13 protein-coding genes are annotated in these 16,134 nt (G+C 72.6%); 10 read left to right on the top strand and 3 right to left on the bottom strand.

Annotated features, from left to right (window positions below; translation table 11 throughout):
- Positions 1 to 5: 5 nt before the first annotated feature.
- Entirely contained in the window at positions 6 to 1,142 is a 1,137-nt protein-coding gene (locus AC07FJ_RS21075; protein ID WP_479050888.1) for a dihydrofolate reductase family protein, read from the bottom strand.
- Positions 1,143 to 1,750: 608 nt separating this feature from the next.
- Here AC07FJ_RS21075 and AC07FJ_RS21070 point away from each other — a divergent pair.
- The 10 genes from AC07FJ_RS21070 to AC07FJ_RS21025 all read left to right on the top strand — a co-directional run bounded on the left by AC07FJ_RS21070 (position 1,751) and on the right by AC07FJ_RS21025 (position 13,327).
- Positions 1,751 to 3,079 carry a glycosyltransferase gene (locus tag AC07FJ_RS21070; RefSeq protein ID WP_479050887.1) on the top strand — a complete coding sequence of 443 codons (1,329 nt, stop codon included), beginning with the start codon at positions 1,751 to 1,753 and terminating at the stop codon, positions 3,077 to 3,079.
- Entirely contained in the window at positions 3,069 to 4,310 is a 1,242-nt protein-coding gene (locus tag AC07FJ_RS21065; protein WP_479050886.1) for a hypothetical protein, read from the top strand. Before AC07FJ_RS21070 ends, AC07FJ_RS21065 begins: the two co-directional genes overlap by 11 nt.
- Before the next feature lie 48 nt (positions 4,311 to 4,358).
- Positions 4,359 to 5,024, top strand: coding sequence for a GTP cyclohydrolase II (locus tag AC07FJ_RS21060; protein ID WP_479050885.1), 666 nt, complete (start codon positions 4,359 to 4,361; stop codon positions 5,022 to 5,024).
- Between the two features lie 83 nt (positions 5,025 to 5,107).
- Entirely contained in the window at positions 5,108 to 6,433 is a 1,326-nt protein-coding gene (locus tag AC07FJ_RS21055) for an MFS transporter (RefSeq protein WP_479050884.1), read from the top strand.
- Between the two features lie 34 nt (positions 6,434 to 6,467).
- Positions 6,468 to 8,150, top strand: a complete 1,683-nt coding sequence (locus AC07FJ_RS21050; RefSeq protein ID WP_479050883.1) for a WD40 repeat domain-containing protein — start codon at positions 6,468 to 6,470, stop codon at positions 8,148 to 8,150.
- A gap of 16 nt (positions 8,151 to 8,166) precedes the next feature.
- Positions 8,167 to 8,916: a class I SAM-dependent DNA methyltransferase gene (locus tag AC07FJ_RS21045; RefSeq protein WP_479050882.1), complete on the top strand. Its 750-nt coding sequence runs from the start codon at positions 8,167 to 8,169 to the stop codon at positions 8,914 to 8,916.
- A 35-nt stretch (positions 8,917 to 8,951) separates the two neighbouring features.
- Entirely contained in the window at positions 8,952 to 10,286 is a 1,335-nt protein-coding gene (locus tag AC07FJ_RS21040) for an extracellular solute-binding protein (protein WP_479050881.1), read from the top strand.
- Between the two features lie 103 nt (positions 10,287 to 10,389).
- Positions 10,390 to 11,481, top strand: a complete 1,092-nt coding sequence (locus tag AC07FJ_RS21035) for a phytanoyl-CoA dioxygenase family protein (protein ID WP_479050880.1) — start codon at positions 10,390 to 10,392, stop codon at positions 11,479 to 11,481.
- Positions 11,478 to 12,788, top strand: coding sequence for a DUF6271 family protein (locus AC07FJ_RS21030; RefSeq protein WP_479050879.1), 1,311 nt, complete (start codon positions 11,478 to 11,480; stop codon positions 12,786 to 12,788). The genes AC07FJ_RS21035 and AC07FJ_RS21030 overlap by 4 nt, the downstream gene beginning before the upstream one ends.
- Positions 12,782 to 13,327, top strand: a complete 546-nt coding sequence (locus AC07FJ_RS21025) for a GNAT family N-acetyltransferase (protein ID WP_479050878.1) — start codon at positions 12,782 to 12,784, stop codon at positions 13,325 to 13,327. The genes AC07FJ_RS21030 and AC07FJ_RS21025 overlap by 7 nt, the downstream gene beginning before the upstream one ends.
- On the opposite strand, the gene AC07FJ_RS21020 is transcribed toward AC07FJ_RS21025, so the two are convergent.
- Together AC07FJ_RS21020 and AC07FJ_RS21015 are read right to left on the bottom strand one after the other, a co-directional pair.
- Positions 13,293 to 14,840, bottom strand: coding sequence for a glycoside hydrolase family 3 protein (locus tag AC07FJ_RS21020; RefSeq protein ID WP_479050877.1), 1,548 nt, complete (start codon positions 14,838 to 14,840; stop codon positions 13,293 to 13,295). The genes AC07FJ_RS21025 and AC07FJ_RS21020 overlap by 35 nt on opposite strands.
- A gap of 150 nt (positions 14,841 to 14,990) precedes the next feature.
- Positions 14,991 to 16,115, bottom strand: a complete 1,125-nt coding sequence (locus AC07FJ_RS21015) for a serine hydrolase domain-containing protein (protein ID WP_479050876.1) — start codon at positions 16,113 to 16,115, stop codon at positions 14,991 to 14,993.
- Between the last annotated feature and the right edge of the window lie 19 nt (positions 16,116 to 16,134).

Genomic DNA, 16,134 nt, shown 5'->3' with positions numbered 1-16,134 from the left:
CCTCCTCAGCTCGACAGCAGGTGCGCGTTGGGGCTCATCGCGGCGTCGGCGTACCGCGGGATCTCCACCACGGTCACGCCGGACGCCTGGAGCAGTTCCGCGCCGGCGGCCGCGGCGACGAACGTGTCCGGCTCGCGCCAGGCCGTCACCACCCTCCGTACCCCCGAGTCGATGATCCACCGGGCGCACGGGCGAGGGCGCGACGCGCGCCGGCCGCAGGGTTCCAGGCTGCTGTAGACGGTCGCCCCGCGCAGCCGCGGGTCCCCGGCCGGCTTGGCGAGCGCGGACTCCTCGGCGTGGACGTGCGGGTCACCGCCCTCACGGGAGTGGCCCCGGGCCAGCTCCTCCCCGTCGGCGGCGACGACGATCGCGCCGACGGAGAACGCGGCCCGCGACGGCGGGCACGCGGCGGCCAGGCGACAGGCCTCGGCGAGCCAGGCCTCGTCCGCCGCGGTGGGCCGGCCGTCGGTGCCGGGGCGCCGGCTCAACGCGTACCGGAGGAGGACCACATCGCCGACCGGCAGGGTCTCGACGAGGGTGAGGCGGTGCAGGGGGCCGCCCGGATACGTGCCGGGACCCAGCATGCGCGGCGCGTCGCGCTGTCCCACCAGCAGGGGTGCGACGGCGAGTTGCAACTCGTCCGCCAAGCCCCGCTGGAGCAGCTGGGTGTGGACCTGCCCGCCGCCCTCGACCATCAGGCGTCGCACGCCGAGCGTGTGGAGGTGCCGCAGAACGGCCTCCCAGGCGGCGTTCTCGTCCCCGGCCACCTCGGTCACCTCGTACACCTCGGCGAGGTCGCCGACGGCGGCCACGGCCCTGGCGTGCGCGCGGGCACCCACCGCGTACACCGCCTTGCGTCCGCCGTGGTGCCAGAACCGCCAGGCGGGATCGAGAGCGCCGCTCCGGGTGACGGTGACCTTCAGGGGGTACGCGTGCGGGGCGCGCGACCGCACTCGCAGGCGGGGGTTGTCGGCGCGCAGCGTCCCCGCTCCGACCAGCACGGCGTCGCTGGAGGCGCGCTCGGCGTCCACCCGCCGGAAGTCCTCGTCGCTGGACAGCAGGAGCCGGTCCTCGCCCGGGCGGGTGTCGAGGCAGCCGTCCAGCGACACCGCGGCCGACAGCAGGACATGGGGCATGGACACGGTACGCGGCTCCTTCGCATCGGTCGGTCGCGGCACTTCGTCCCACCGCCGGTGTCGTGCCCGAGTGCGCCGGTGCACTCACCGCTGCCGCAAAAGTGTGAGGCGCGGAAGTCCCACCGCGTGTTGCACTGCGGTGAATGCACCTCGTCGAGGTTCACGGCAGGCAAGTCACCCTTTTTTGAAGGGTTTCTGTAAAACCCTTACGCAGCTTCGTTTCATATTTATCCGGGCTGCCATCCGACGTCTCCACGGTGACTCCCTGGTGAGCGGACTCCTGCGGTGGCCGGTCACGCTATGAGCATCCAACTGGGCTGTCAACCTGTTTAGTTGAGCCGGTAATTATGTCGATGATCATCGTTGACAGACCGTTGAGCTGTGGTGTTGGCTTGCCGAGGTGCTGGGGGTGATCTTCGCCTATTCGTGGACCACTGCCGGTGACCGTGACTCGCCGTTGCTTATTCATCTGCCGGTGACGCGCTTTTCTCCTGCCTGAAGGGAATGAAAGTGCCACACGTACTCCGCTCGCGCAGAAGCTCTTCCGCCGACTCTCGGACCCCGGCCATGCGGATATCACGGGCTCTGCTCGAAAACCCGACCTCAGAGCGCATATGACCGACATTCTGGTCCCCACCTGGCCGGTCATCCCGTACGCGGCGGACGGAGTTCCGCCGCAGTGGCGGCCCTCCCGGCGCCTGACCCTGCTGATGCCCTTCTACCGCGAGACCGAGGCCACCCTGACGCGCTCGGCCCGCGCCGTGGCGGCCCTGGAGTACCCGCCGGAGCTGCTCCAGGTGCTGTGGCTCGTGGAGGACGGATCGGACGGCGACCAGGACGCCGAACGGGCCACCCGGGCCCGGGCCGCCGCGGACCGTCCGGACCTCGACTGGCGGATCCTGCGACTGCCGAGCATGCGGCCCAAGGGGGCCGCGCTCAACCACGCCTTCCCGTACGCCGACGGGGACGTGATCGTCGTCGTCGACGCCGACGTCGTCCCCGGTCCCGGGCAACCCGCCGAAGCCGTATGGGCGTTGGAGCAGGGCTACGCGCTGGTCCAGGCCGAGGAGGTCAGTGAACGCGGGCGCGGGCTCACCGCCCGGGTCAGAGCCGCCGAGGACGCCGTCTGGCACGCCTCCGTACGCGGCCTGGCCCGGGTCGCCGGCGTGCACGTGGTCGCGGGAAGCTCCGTCTACGCCTGGGCGTCCACCTGGGACCGGGTGCGTCCCGTTCGCGAGGACGACGTGGAGGAGTCCTACCACTGGTCGCTGGAGCTGATGAGCCGAGGCGTCCGCACCGGCTTCCTGCGTACGCCGTCCGGCGTCAGCTCCACCGAGCACGCCGGCGCCGCGCTGCGGCAGCGGGCGCGCTGGGCGCGCGGGCAGCTGCGGGCCGTCGCCGTGAACTGGCCGACGCTCTCCGCGCGGGGCCGGGTGCTGGGCGCCGTCAGCGTGGGCAGCATGGCCGCCCGGGCCGCCATGCCGGCCCTCCTCGCCACCGCCGTGGCCTCGCGCCGCGCCCGCAAGGCGGCCGCCGGACTGCTCGTCGTGGACGCGCTGTGCGTGCTGGGGGCGCGTCGCAGCCCCGAGTACCGCGACCGGGCGGACGGGACGGCCTGGTTACTGGTCGTGCCCTGGCACCTGGTCGGCTCCGTGGCGGTGTACCGCGCGCTCTGGGAGTGGGCGAGGGGTGACCGCGGCTGGCACAGCGTCCGCGAGGTCTCCGAAGCCGGCGCTGCCGAAGTGCCTGCTGCGGCACCCGAGGTCTCCGACGCGGAGGCTGCCGCAGGTCGGCCCGCTGAGGCCGGGGAAGCTCCGGGCGCGGCACCCGAGGTCTCCCGAGGCGAGGCCGCGGAGGCCGCGGACCCGGCACCCGAGGTGTCGGAAGCCGGGGCTGCCGCATCCGGTGCCGTCTTACGGGAGGAGCGCCCGCATGGCCGGTGACGCCATCCCCGCCGGGCCCGCGGCCTCCGGCGTCGTCATCAGTGCCGCTGTGATGACCCATCCCCGCCGGCAGGCGGAAGCGGCCCGCCTCGCGGAGGCGTTAGGCGGCTGGCACACCCGGCTCGCCCTCGACCCGCGGCCGGACGGCCCGCCGACTACCCTGCGCACCGCGTGGGCGGCCTGGGCCGCCATCCGCCCCGGCGCCACCCACCACCTGGTGCTCCAGGACGACGTGGAGCTGTGCCGCGACTTCGCCGAGCGCGTCGAGTCTGCGGTCCGCGAACACCCCGACACACCGCTCGCCTTCTACGCGAACTGGGACTCGTGGAACGGCGCGGCGACCCGAGCCGCCGCCCTCGGCGGCGCACGCTGGGTACCCGCCGTGCCGGGGGAGTGGGTGCCGACCCTCGCCCTGCTCCTGCCGAGACGGGACGTGGAGGCCCTGCTGTCCGCCACGCACCCCGACCACGCGGAGCCCGAACCCGACGACGTGGCCCTCGCCCGCGTACTGCGCGCACGCGGCCGGCGCGTGCTGATCTCCGTACCGCACCTCGTCGAGCACACCGGGCAGCCGAGCCTCGTCGGCAACGACCGCTACGGGCCCCGGCACTCCGCCTGCTTCGCCGACGACGTACACGACCGGGCCGGCGACCCGCCCGGCGCCCCGCCCGGCGAGCGGGAGCGCGACCGGGACCGCCCCGCGGACAGCGGCCCGGCCCGCCTGCCCGGGGTGCTCGTCCACCGGCTCCGCGGACGCGCCCACATCGTCCTCACCGGCCCCGACCCCCTGGAAGACGAGCCGCGCTTCATCTCTCTGCGGGCCTACCTCGACGAAACGGGCATGACCGGGCGCGGCCTCGCCCACTGGGAGAAGGCCCGCCGGGACCTGCAGGCGCCCGACGGCATGCTCCGGCTCTGCGAGGAACTGTGGTACTGCGCCTACCTGTTGGGGGCCCACACCAGTCCCGGCCCCGTGGTGCCGCCACCCAGGCTCGTCCGGGTCGCGCTGCGCAGCCTGGTCCTCGGCGGCACGGCGCTCCCCGCCGAGCAGCGCCTGTGGACCGAGCGGCACGCGGCCCGGCTGACGACCCTCGCCGAGCACGGGTTCGCCGCCGGGCGCGACGACCACCGCACCTACGGACCACCGCGCCCGGTCCCGGCCGAACGGCGGGCCGCCCTTCCCCCGGCCGAGCGCATCTGGCAGGACCCACGGCTCGCGGACGCGGCGTAACAGGCCGGTTCCCCCACACGACCAGCACGACACCGCATGGAGGATGCGATGACCACGGCTGCACCCATCGGAGAGAACCAGCACGGCGACGTACCCGACGTACCCCACTGCACCGTCCGCGCCGAGGTCGCCGTGCCGGTGGACACCGCCATCGGGCCGGTGACGGCCCGCATGGCGACCTTCACCGGTCTGCTCGACGGCCGCGAGCACCTGGCGCTGGTCTTCGGCGACGATCCCGGACCCGCACCGCTGGTACGCGTGCACTCGGAGTGCCTCACCGGCGACGTCTTCGGATCCGGCCGCTGCGACTGCGGCCCCCAGCTCCACGAAGCCCTCGGGCTGCTGGCCGAGCACGGCGGCATCCTGCTCTACCTGCGCCAGGAAGGCAGGGGCATCGGCCTGTACAACAAGCTCGACGCCTACCTGCTGCAGGACGAGGGCCTGGACACCTTCGAGGCCAACCTCCGGCTGAACTTCGAGGCGGACGCCCGCGACTACCGGGTCGCCGCCCAGATGCTCGGCGCCCTCGGCGTCGGCCGCATCCGGTTGCTCACCAACAACCCCGACAAGGCGGCTCAGTTGACGGCCGGCGGTATCGCCGTCAAGGAGACCGTGGGCACCGGGGTGTTCCTGCGCAGCAGCAACCGCCGCTACATCGAGGCGAAGGCACAGGCCGGCCACCGCATCGTGCTGACGGACGTGGCCCCGGCATGACCTCGTCGGCATCTCCGGACACTGTGGCCGCGCAGTGGCGGCGACGCCTGGGACTTCCGGATCTGACCGGCCACGGGCGCATCGTGGCCGCCACCTCCCTGGACACGTTCGGGGTGGGCATGTTCACCCCGCTGTCGTTCCTCTTCTTCCTCCTCACCACCGACCTCACCGTGACCGAGGTCGGGTGGGGGGCCAGTCTGGCGACGCTGCTGTCCATACCGTTCTCCCCGCTGGCGGGGAGCGCGGTGGACCGCTGGGGGCCGCGCGCCTGCCTGATCGCCAACAACGTGCTGGCCGCCGCCGGCTACCTCTGCTACCTGCTGGTCGACTCCCTGCACGCCCTGGTGGCGAGCATGCTCGTGGTGCTCTGCGCGGAACGCCTGTACTGGGCGGCCTGGCCGGCCTTCGTCGCCGACCTCGCCGAGGGCGCCGAACTGGACCGCTGGTACGCCTTCACCGCGGCCGGCAAGAACGCCAGCGTGGCGCTCGGCGGCGCCGTGGGCGGCTTCGTCCTGGGCACCGGCTGGTCGGGGGCGCCCCTGCTCATCGTGGTGCTCAACGCGGCCACGAGCGTCCTGACCGCCTTCCTGTTCCGGCGCCCCTCACCGCGGTCGCGGCCGGCCGAGGGCGCGGGCCGGGACCCGAGCGCGGCGCCGGACCCGTCCGCGGCGCCGGACCCGAGCGCGGCGCCGGACCCGTCCGCTACGCCGCACACCACCGCCGCGCCGGGGCCGAAGACCGAGGACCCGCCGACGGCCCGCGAGGAGGCCGCGGCCCCGCAGGCCGGCTGGGGCACGATCCTCCGCGACCGGGTGCTCCTCTGCCTCCTCGCCTCCCACGCCGCGCTCACGTTCGGCTGGCTCATCCCCACGGTCATCCTCCCGGTCTACCTCGTCGAGGTACGGGCCCTGCCGACCTGGCTGCCCTCCACCACGCTGATGGTCAGCTCCCTCCTGATCGTCGTCGGCCAGACGTACGTCACCGGCCGGCTCGGTGCGGTGGGGCGCGGCCGCGTCATCTCCTGGGGCGCCGGGCTCATCCTGAGCGCCGTCGGCCTGCTCGCCGCGGTGCCGGCCGTCGGCGAAGCCGCCATGGTGGTGGTCGTGTTCCTGGCGGTCCTGCTCTTCACGGCGGGGCAGATGACCGCGACCCCCGCCTTCGTCGCGCTGTCCGCGACGGCGAGCCCGCCGCAGGCGCGCGGGCGGTTCCTCGCCCTGTTCAACCTCACCTGGACCCTGTCCGCCGTGGCCGGTCCGGCGCTCGTCGGCGTCCTGATCGAGCGGCACAGCGCGGTCCTGTGGGCCGTCCTCGCGGCCCTGGTCGCGCTGGGCGGACTCGGCTACCGGCTCACCGGGCGCCTGGCTCCCCACCTGCTCGCCAGCCCGCAGGTCAGGCAAGCCACCTCCTGACCGCCACCCCGTCACTCAGAAAGGGAGAAACCCCATGATCCGCCACTACGGTCCCATCAGCGGTGTCGCCGCCTACGGCACGCAGTACGTCGCGACCGCCGGCTACGACAACCAGCTCATCCTCTGGGACGCCGCGACGAAGCAGCCGCTCGCCCGGGTGAACCACGACCACCTCGCCAACCAGGCGGCGTTCAGCCCGGACGGCCGCTTCCTCGTCAGCTCGTCGAGCGACTACTCGGCCCGCCTGTGGTCGCTGCCGAAGCTGAGCCTGGTCGCGGTCCTCGCCGACCACAAGGACGACGTGGAGATGTCGGTCTTCCACCCGACCAAGGAACTCATCGCCACCGCGTCCCGCGACCACAACGTCCGCGTGTACGACTTCACGGGAACGCTGGTCACCACCTTCGAGGGACACACGGCGGACGTCATCTCGGTCGAGTGGGTCGCCGGCACCGACGAGCTGGTCTCGTCGAGCGACGACGGCACCATCAAGCGCTGGTCGCTGGAGACCGGCGCGATGACCGACGAGATCGACCTCGCCGGGGTCGAGACCGACACCGTCGCCATCACCCGCACCGGTGTCATCTACGCCGGGAACGACGAGGGCGAGATCATCGTCGTCACCGGCGAGAACGTGGAGAACCACCCTGCCCACGAGGCCGGCATCAAGCGCCTGGTGTACAACGCCGAGCGGGACCTCCTGGTGAGCCTCAGCTACGACCGCACGCTCCGCGTGTGGGACACCTCCGTCGATCTCACCGAGGTGGCCAGGGCGTCCCTGCCCTCGGACATCTGGCCGCGTTCGTGCGCCTTCCTCGACAGCGACACCCTCGCCTTCGCCACCTTCGGATCCTCGTACGCGACGTACCGCATCGGCGCCGACGAGTGGAACGTCGACGGGGTGGAGCAGACGCCCTGCGTCAACGCGGTCACCGTGGACGGCGGCCGCACCCTCACCATCGGTGACGCGGGCGTGCTGTGGATCGACGGGGAACGGCACAGCGAGACGGGCAGCCTGTGCAACTTCCTCACCCCGGTCGGCGGGCGCGTCCTCACCGGCGGGCAGATGGGCAAGGTCTTCGACGCGATGACCGGTGAGGTCCTCCACCAGCACCGCTCCCCGCTGAACTGCGGCGCGGCCTTCGAGCGCGACGGCGTCCCGCACGTCGTCATCGGGGCGTACACCGGTGAGGGCATCGTCCTGTCGGTCGCGGCCGACGGCTCTGTACGGCACGAGGCGACGCTCCGACTGCACCAGAACGCCGTCAAGGGCATCGCCGTCTCCGAGGGCCGGATCTTCTCCGTCTGCGCCGACGCCAGCACCACCTGGTTCTCCGTCGACGGCCTGGAGCGGCTGCACCACATCGAGGAGGCGCACGAGCGCATCGCCAACGGCTGCGCGCCGCTGCCCGGCGGCGACTTCGCCAGTGTGAGCCGCGACTACAAGCTGCGGCTGTGGCGCGGCTTCGAGCCCACGGTCATCGCCACGCCGCACGACCACTCCATCAAGTGCGTCGCCGCCAGCACCGACGGGCGGTACGTCGCCACCGGCTCGTACCACGGCCTCGTCGCCGTCTACGACGTGACCGCCGACACCTGGTCGACCGTCAGCCGGGTCACCACCGCGGGCATCTCCTCGCTCTTCTACGACGCCGGCACCGACCGCTTCCTCGCCGGCTCGTACGACGGCCGCGTCTACCCCGTGACGTCCCACTGAACCGAGGCGGAAACCCATGTCAGGCGCGACCTTCGACTACGGCCCCGACTTCTACGACGAGGCCACGGTCTTCCCCCGCTACCAGGAGGCCCGGGCGGCCGCCGACGAGGGCAACACCACCCTCGAGGAGCCGTACGTCCTCGCCTTCGTCGGCGACCTGCGGGACCGTGCGGTGCTCGACCTCGGCTGCGGGGACGGCACGTTCGGCGTGTCGGTGCTGCGGGCCGGCGCGGACCGCTACCACGGCATCGACGGCAGCAGCCGGATGCTCGCGGCCGCCGCCGCCCGCCTGGACCCGGCGACGCTGGAACGCGCCGACCTCAACGCCTGGACCTGCCGGGAGCCGGGGGCGTGGGACGTGGTCACGGCCCGCATGGTGGTGCACTACCTCGACGACCTCCCGGCGCTCCTGCGCGAGGTGCGGACCGCCCTGGTCCCCGGCGGCCGGTTCGTCCTCTCCGTCGAGCACCCCGTGGTCACCTGCGCCTACGACGGCGACTTCCACGACGGCGTGCCGTCCGAGATGCGGGTGCGCGGCTACTTCGACGAGGGCGCGCGCGCCTGCGAGTGGCTCGGCTCCTCCGTACGGAAGGTGCACCGTCCCGTCGAGACCTACGTCAGCGAGCTGCTCGGGGCGGGGTTCGCCCTGACCGGGCTGTCCGAGGGGCGGCCCGTACCGGACAACTTCCGGGACCCCCGCACGTGCGAGGCGCGCCGCGCCGTCCCCATGTACCTCACGATCCGGGCGGAGAAGCCGGCCGGCTGACGCCCACGCACCCTCCGCCCCCAAGGAGTCGTCGCATGACGGTAAGGACGAGAAAGAACAGCACGTCCAGAACGATCAGAAACCTCACGGCCCTGATGGCCTCCCTGCTGCTGACGTGCCTCACCACAGGGGCCTCGGCGGCATCACCGGACACCGCACCGCGCCCCCTGAAGGTGTGGCTCATGTGGGGCTCCGTACCGGCGCCCGTGGTGGACCGGCTCGTCGACGAGTTCGAGGCGGCGCACCCCGGCGTCGAGGTGGACGTCGAGCTGCAGAGCTGGGTCGGCATCCAGGAGCGCCTGGAGGCCGCGCTGGCCTCCGGCGACTCACCCGACGTCGTGGAGCTCGGCACCACCACGACGCCCTCGTTCGCCTCCGCCGGCCTGCTCAAGGACCTCAGCGCGAAGGCCGACGCGCTGGGCTCCCGGGAGTGGATACCGTCGCTGCGCGAGTCGGGGAACTGGCAGGGCAGGCAGTACGGGGTGCCGCTGTACGCCGCGTCCCGTGTGGTGATCTACCGCACGGACCTCTTCGCCCAGGCCGGTCTCGACACACCCCGGGACCAGAAGGAGTGGGTGCGCACCACACGGGCGCTGGGCCGGGCGCACCAGGCGGACCCCGGCTTCCAGCCGATCTATCTGCCGGGGCAGAACTGGTACGTGCTCTCCGGTCTGCTCCACGACCGGGGCGGCCGGCTCGCCACCCATGACGGCACCCGCTGGCACGGCGGGCTCGCCACCGCCGAGGCCGCCTCGGCGCTGAAGTACTACCGCACGCTCCAGTCTCTGTCGCGGGCGCCGAAGGACCGGGACGAGGCCCATCCGTTCCAGTACGAGGAGCTCGCCAAGGGCGGGATCGGCCAGATGGTCGGGCTGCCCTGGGAGCTGGCGGACGCCGAGCGCATCAACCCCGCACTCCGCGGCAAGCTCGGCATGTTCCCCGTGCCGGGGCTCTCGGCGGACCGGCCGGGCAGCGTCTTCCTCGGCGGTTCGAACCTCGCGGTGTCGGCCCGCAGCGCGCAGCCGGAGGCGGCGCTGGAGTGGGTCGCCGGGATCACCGGACCCGAGGCCCAGAAGCGCATCGCGGCGGCGAACGGCACGCTGCCCAACCGGCTGGCGCTGGCGCGCGAGGTCGACAGCCCGGTGGTCAAGGTGCAGGCCGAGGCCGCCGCGAACGGGCACACCACCCCGGTCGACCCGCGCTGGCCGCTGGTGGAAGCCGAACCGAACCCGGTCAAGACGCTCCTCACCGACGTGCTCACCGGTCAGCCGGTCCGCGCGGCGGGGCGGCGGGCGAACCTGATCGTGGAGGAGCGGTTGAACGGGACACCACCACCGGCGGACGGCCGCGTCGGTCCTCCGCTCCGCTGAGCGAGCGCGGACAGCCTCCGGGTGGCGGTCCGGTGCCTCGTCACGAGCGGCCACCGGACCGCCACCCGGCTCCCCCACCACCATCCGTCCTGGAGTGAACGACATGCCGGCAACCCATCCGTATCTGCACCGGGCGTCCTCGGACCGCCCCTACTTCAGCGCCGACGGCGAGACCTACCTGACGCCGACGCCCCTGCGGGACCTCGACAAGAGCCTGCCGCTGCGGGTCCTGTCCGAGGAGGACTTCGCCTTCTGGCAGACGTACGGCTACGTCGTCGTCAAGCAGGCGATCCCCGCCGCCCACGCGAAACGGCTGCTCGACTTCGCCTGGGAGTTCCAGGGCCTCGACCCCGAGCGCCCCGACACCTGGTACGAGGACCGTCCCTTCCGCACCGACCTGGACCGGGAACTCCACGTCTACGGCTTCGTGGAGGCCTACCAGCACCAGCTCATCTGGGACAGCCGGCAGCGGCAGCGGGTCTACGACGCGTTCGTCGACGTCTGGGACTGCGAGGAGCTCTGGGTCACCCTGGACCGGCTCAACCTGAACCCGCCCAACGTGAGGAACCGGGACCGCGCGCTCATCGCGCCGACGGACCAGGGGTTCGACATCGAGCTCCACTGGGACGTCGACACCACCCTCAGCGTGCCGCCCCAGCGGGTCCAGGGCATCATCGCCCTCACCGACACCCGGCCCGACCACGGCGGCTTCCAGTGCTCGCCGGAGCTCTTCCGGCGCTTCGACCGGTGGAAGCTCGACCAGCCCGCCGACCGGGACCCCATCAGGCCCCGTACCGACAAGGCCGAATTCCCCGTGATCCGCCCCGAGCTGGAGGCCGGCGACCTGCTGATCTGGAACGGCCTGCTGGCCCACGGGGTGGCGCGCAACACCTCGGCGGACGGGGTGCGGGCGGTGCAGTACCTGTCCATGATGCCCGCCCTGGAATCGCACGAGACGCTCCGCCGGTCTCGCATCGACTCCTGGCGCCACCTCTCCACCCCGGAGTGGAACAAGACGCTGGTCGGCGACTGCGTCCGGCACGAGTCGCTCCGCTACGGCAGGGCGACGCTCAACGACCTCGGTGCCCGGCTCCTCGGACTCGCCCCCTGGCACGGTGAGTCGCACGGGGAGGCACACGGGGAGCCCGACAGGACCGGGGAAGCGCCCGCACACGTCTCCGGAGAGCCGGCGTGAACCGCATATGCCTGGCCCTCCCCACCAACAGGGCCTGCGCCCCGATGATCTCGGCCATCGGTGGGGAGGCCGACTACGCGGCCACCCACTTCGGCGTCGAGGTCCACCTGCTCGTCCTGGACTCCTCCGACGCGGCGACGTACGCCGAACACGCCCGCGTCATCGAGGACGAGCGCGAGCGCCGGGCGCCCCAGGTGGTCGTGCACCATCTGAACGACGCGGACCAACGGGCCTTCCTCCACGAGGTGGTACGCCGTTCCGGAGCGGCGAAGCCGGAGTTGCTGCTCGACCTGATGCTCCCCGCCGCCCTCTCCTACGGCGCCTGCACCAACCGCGCCTTCCTGCTCGCCGCCGCGCTGGGCTGCCGGTCGGTGCACCGCAGGGACTCCGACAGCGCCTACCAGGTCCTGGACGGCGAGCCGGTGTACCCCGTCGACCAGGAGCTCCGCTCGCTGGGCAGGCGCGCCGCCGACGCCGCGGCCGGCGTCTCGGCCGTCGCCCTGCCGCCCGAACGCGCCGACCTGCCGGTCGTGCTCGTGGGTGCCTCGTTCGTCGGCGAGCTGTCCGTGGACATCTCCGAGATCCGCGCCCTCGACCCCGCCGTCTACCACGACGTCGTCAGCCTGTGGGCCCCGCCCGAGTGGTCGTACGAGCAGAAGCGCGCGCTCGTCGAGGAGTCGTTCACGGGCGCGGGCACCGAGCCGTTCGCCGGGGACCACTCCACGCTGACCACGGTCGACCCCATGCGCGTGGACATGTGCAACGTCGCCTTCCACCAGGACGTGTACGGGCGGGTGCCGCTGCCGCCGGCCACCGACACCATCGGCAGCGACTACTTCCTCCTGCACCTGGTGCACGACGCGCTGCTGCCCGGCGTCCTGCACAACAGGCACATCGTGAACTTCTACACCCCCGAGCGGCGCACCACGCCCGGGTTCATGGCGTACCAGACGCGGTTCGTGAAGTTCTTCCTCTCGATGCTGTACTTCCACTTCGTCTACGACGAGATGGCCGCGGCCGGCCCGGAGCTCCTCGACGGCCGGAACCGGCTGCGCGCGGACCGGATCGCCGCACTGGCGCGGCAGAGCGCCCTGCTGGACCAGACGGAGAACGAACGGCGCCTGCTGACCATCGAGCGTTCCTACCGGAAACTCGGAGGCAGGTACGCCGAGTTCGCCGACTTCCTGGCGGAACGCGCGCCGCGGCTGCTCGACGAAGCCCGCCAGGACGTCCTGCACTTCGCGCTCCTCGTCGAAGCGTGGGAAGCGCTGACGCGCGCGAGTGACGCGGTGGGCCCGGCATGGTGACGGCCGCCGGCGTCCACATACGCCCCCTCTCCGAGGGCGACTGGGCCGACATCACGGCACTGGAGGCCGCCGCCTACACCGACCTCACGCTGTCGGAGGACCCGGCCGCACTGAAATCCAGAGCGCGCTCCTCGCCGAGCACCTGTTTCGTACTGGAGTGGGAGTGGCGGACCGTGGGCTATGTGCTCGCCCTTCCCTATCCGCTCTTCTCCTATCCGGATCTCACCAGGAGCGAGGAGGCCGTGCACCACGCGCGCAACCTGCACCTGCACGACCTCGTCATCGCCGAGCCCTTCCGGCGCAGGGGGCTGGGCAGGCGCCTGCTGCACGCCCTCACGGCGAGGGCCCGCTCGGAGGGGTACGAGCAGATCTCCCTGATCGCGGTCGGCGGCAGCGACGCCTTCTGGGCGGGGAACGGGTTCCGCGCCCGGCGCGAGGTCGAGCTCCCCCCGAGTTACGGCCCGCAGGCGGTCTACATGTCCAAGGGGGTGCGGCAGGACCGGGTCAGACGGATCCCCTCAGCGGCTCGGCGGCCATGAGGGAGCCGGTGACGGCCTCGGCCGCGGCGATCCCGGCGACCTTGGTGGCGCCGTGGGTGACCAGGTCGGCGGCGCCGGTGGCGCCGTCGGCGGGTACGCCCATCTCCACCACCACGGCGTCCGGGCGGTCGCGCAGCAGGCGGGCCACGGCGTCGGACATCCAGCGGTGGCGGGCCGCGTCCCGCACCACGATGATCAGTGCCCGCCCCAGGGCCGGGAGGAGCACCTCACGGCCGAGCGCCTCGCCCGCGGGGTCGACGTCCGCCTCGGTCAGCCGGACCGAGGTGGTGGCCGGGCGCAGCCGGCCCAGCGGCTCGGCCAGACCCCAGGGGGTACGGCCGTCGACGGCCAGGCTCATCGCCGGGGAGAACTCCACGACATGAGCGTCACCGACGACCGGCAGGGCCCGCTCGGGCGCACCGGGGCGGCGGTGGATCCGGACGGCCTGCCGGGCGGCGACCAGACCGACGTCGGAGCGGGTGCCGTCGGGCGCGACCGCCTGGAACCGCTTGCCGGACCAGGAGGCGAACTCCGCCACGCGTCCGGCCGCTTCGGCGAGCCGCTCCTCCGGCAGCGTCCCTGTGCGCACGGCCCGTACGAGGGCGCCGACGAGCTGGTCGGTGGTGGCCTGCTCGGTGCTCTCCCCGCCCACGCACACCGCGTCCGCTCCGGCGGCCAGCGCCTTCACCGTGGCCCCGTCGATGCCGTACCGGTCGGCGACGGCGCCCATCTCGATGCCGTCCGTGACCACGAGGCCGGTGAAGCCGAGTTCGCCGCGCAGCAGGTCCACCAGGATGCGCGGGCTGAGCGTCGCGGGCAGCTCGCCGTCGTACGCGGGCGCCAGCAGGTGCGCGGACATCACCGCGCGCACGCCCGCCTCCATCGCGGCGATGAACGGCGGCAGCGCGGTCCGGGCGATCTCGTCCGCGCTCGCGGAGACCTCCGGCAGGCCGTGGTGCGAGTCGACGGCCGTGTCCCCGTGGCCGGGGAAGTGCTTCACACAGGCGGCGACCCCCGCCGACTGGAGCCCGCGGATCCAGGCGGCCGTGTGCCGCGCGACCACATCGGTGCGTGCGCCGAAGGAGCGTACGCCGATCACGGGATTGAGCGGATTGGAATTGACGTCGGCGCTCGGCGCGTAGTTCATCGAGATGCCGGCCGCGTGCAGCTCCCGGCCGATGTCCGCGGCGACCCGCTCGGTGAGGTGCACGTCGTCGACCGCGCCGAGCGCCAGGTTCCCCGGGCGGGTGGCGCCGGACCACGCCTCCAGCCGGGTGACGTCCCCCGCCTCCTCGTCGATGGCGATGACGAGCTCCGGATTCTCCGCACGTAACGCCGCGGTGAGGGCCGCGACCTGCTCGCCGTCCACGATGTTCCGCCCGAAGAGGACGACGGAGCCGAGGCCTTCGGAAATCCGGCGGCGTACCCAGTCCGGAGCGGTCGTGCCCACGAATCCCGGCTGCAGCACGGCAAGGGCCAGGCGCACGACTTCCTGTCGGCTGCTCGATTCCATCGCGGGGCCTCCGGAGGCGCGAAGATCCAACAGAGTGATTGGTACAGACCAACGAAAGGGTCGCGCAGCGCCGGACAGAGTGTCAAGGACGGCGTCCCGTACGGGTGCGCGACCACGAAGGGCTGGTGCCGCGGTGGGCCCGGCCCCCGGTCAGCCGTACATCGCCACGCGGTGGAGATCCGCGAGCGCGGCGTCGATGGGGCGGGGCAGCGGTGTGCCCGAGGGGTCGAGCCGGTTCCACCTCTGCAGGTTCACCGCGACGGACATCTGCCGCTTGCCGTCGGCACGGATGACGGCCAGCGCTCCACCGCCCCAGACGGTGCCGCCATGGCCCCAGAAGGTGCCCTGACCGGAGCCCTGGCCCTCCACCGGATGCAGGCCGAGGCCGTAGTCGATCGTCTTGCCCTCCTGGGAGACGACGGGGACGGTGCGTCGCATCTGCGCCAGCGAGGACGGGCTGACGATCTCCCCGGCCAGCAGCGCGCGGAAGAAGCGGTTGAGGTCCGTGACCGTCGATATCAGCGAGGCCGACGGCCCCACCCATGACATGTCGTAGACGCTGTAGTCGCGCGGCGGGTCGATCATGCCGAACCACGCCTCGTAGAGGCGCGAGTGCGGGCCGTCGACGTACGGTCCGGTGGGAAATCCGGTGTCCCGGAGTCCGGCGCGCTCGATGACGTTCCGGGTGATGTACCGCTCGGCGGTGGTGCCGGTCACCTGCTCCAGGAGTCGGCAGAGCAGCAGGTAGTTGGTGTTGGAGTAGACCCCCGGAGTGCCGCCCGGGGTGCCGACGGCGGGTGCGGTGACCCCCATCTCGATCAGCTCCAGGGGATCGAACCGCGTGAGCCGGTGGTCGTCCAGGCTCTGGGGGCTCGTGTCCGCGAGGGCGGGGTACGCCTTGAGGGAGGGGTAGGCGTACGGGAGGTACTCGGCGAGGCCGCTGGTGTGGTTGAGCAGCATCCGGACCGTGATCGCGTCACCGCGTGCTCCCGGTACCAGCGTCGGAAGGTACCGGCCGATCGGTGCGTCGAGGCCGATCCGACCACTCTCCACCTGCTGCAGAACCGCGGCGGCGGTGAAGGTCTTCGTGATGCTGCCGACGCGGTGCCGCATGGCGGCGGTGACGGGGCGGCCGGTGGCGACATCGGCGACCCCGGCGGCACCGCGCCAGACCTGGTCGCCGTCCCGCACCTCGGCGAACAGGCCCGGCATCCCGGCGCGGTGGACGTTTTCGATGGCCGCGTTCAGTGCCGCGCCGTCCAGTGGCTTGTTCACGTCATGCGTCCTTTCGGGT

Source organism: Streptomyces sp. NPDC045998 (assembly GCF_056430285.1).
Note: the sequence above shows the minus strand (reverse complement) of the source record. Positions and strands in the feature narration are given on the sequence as shown.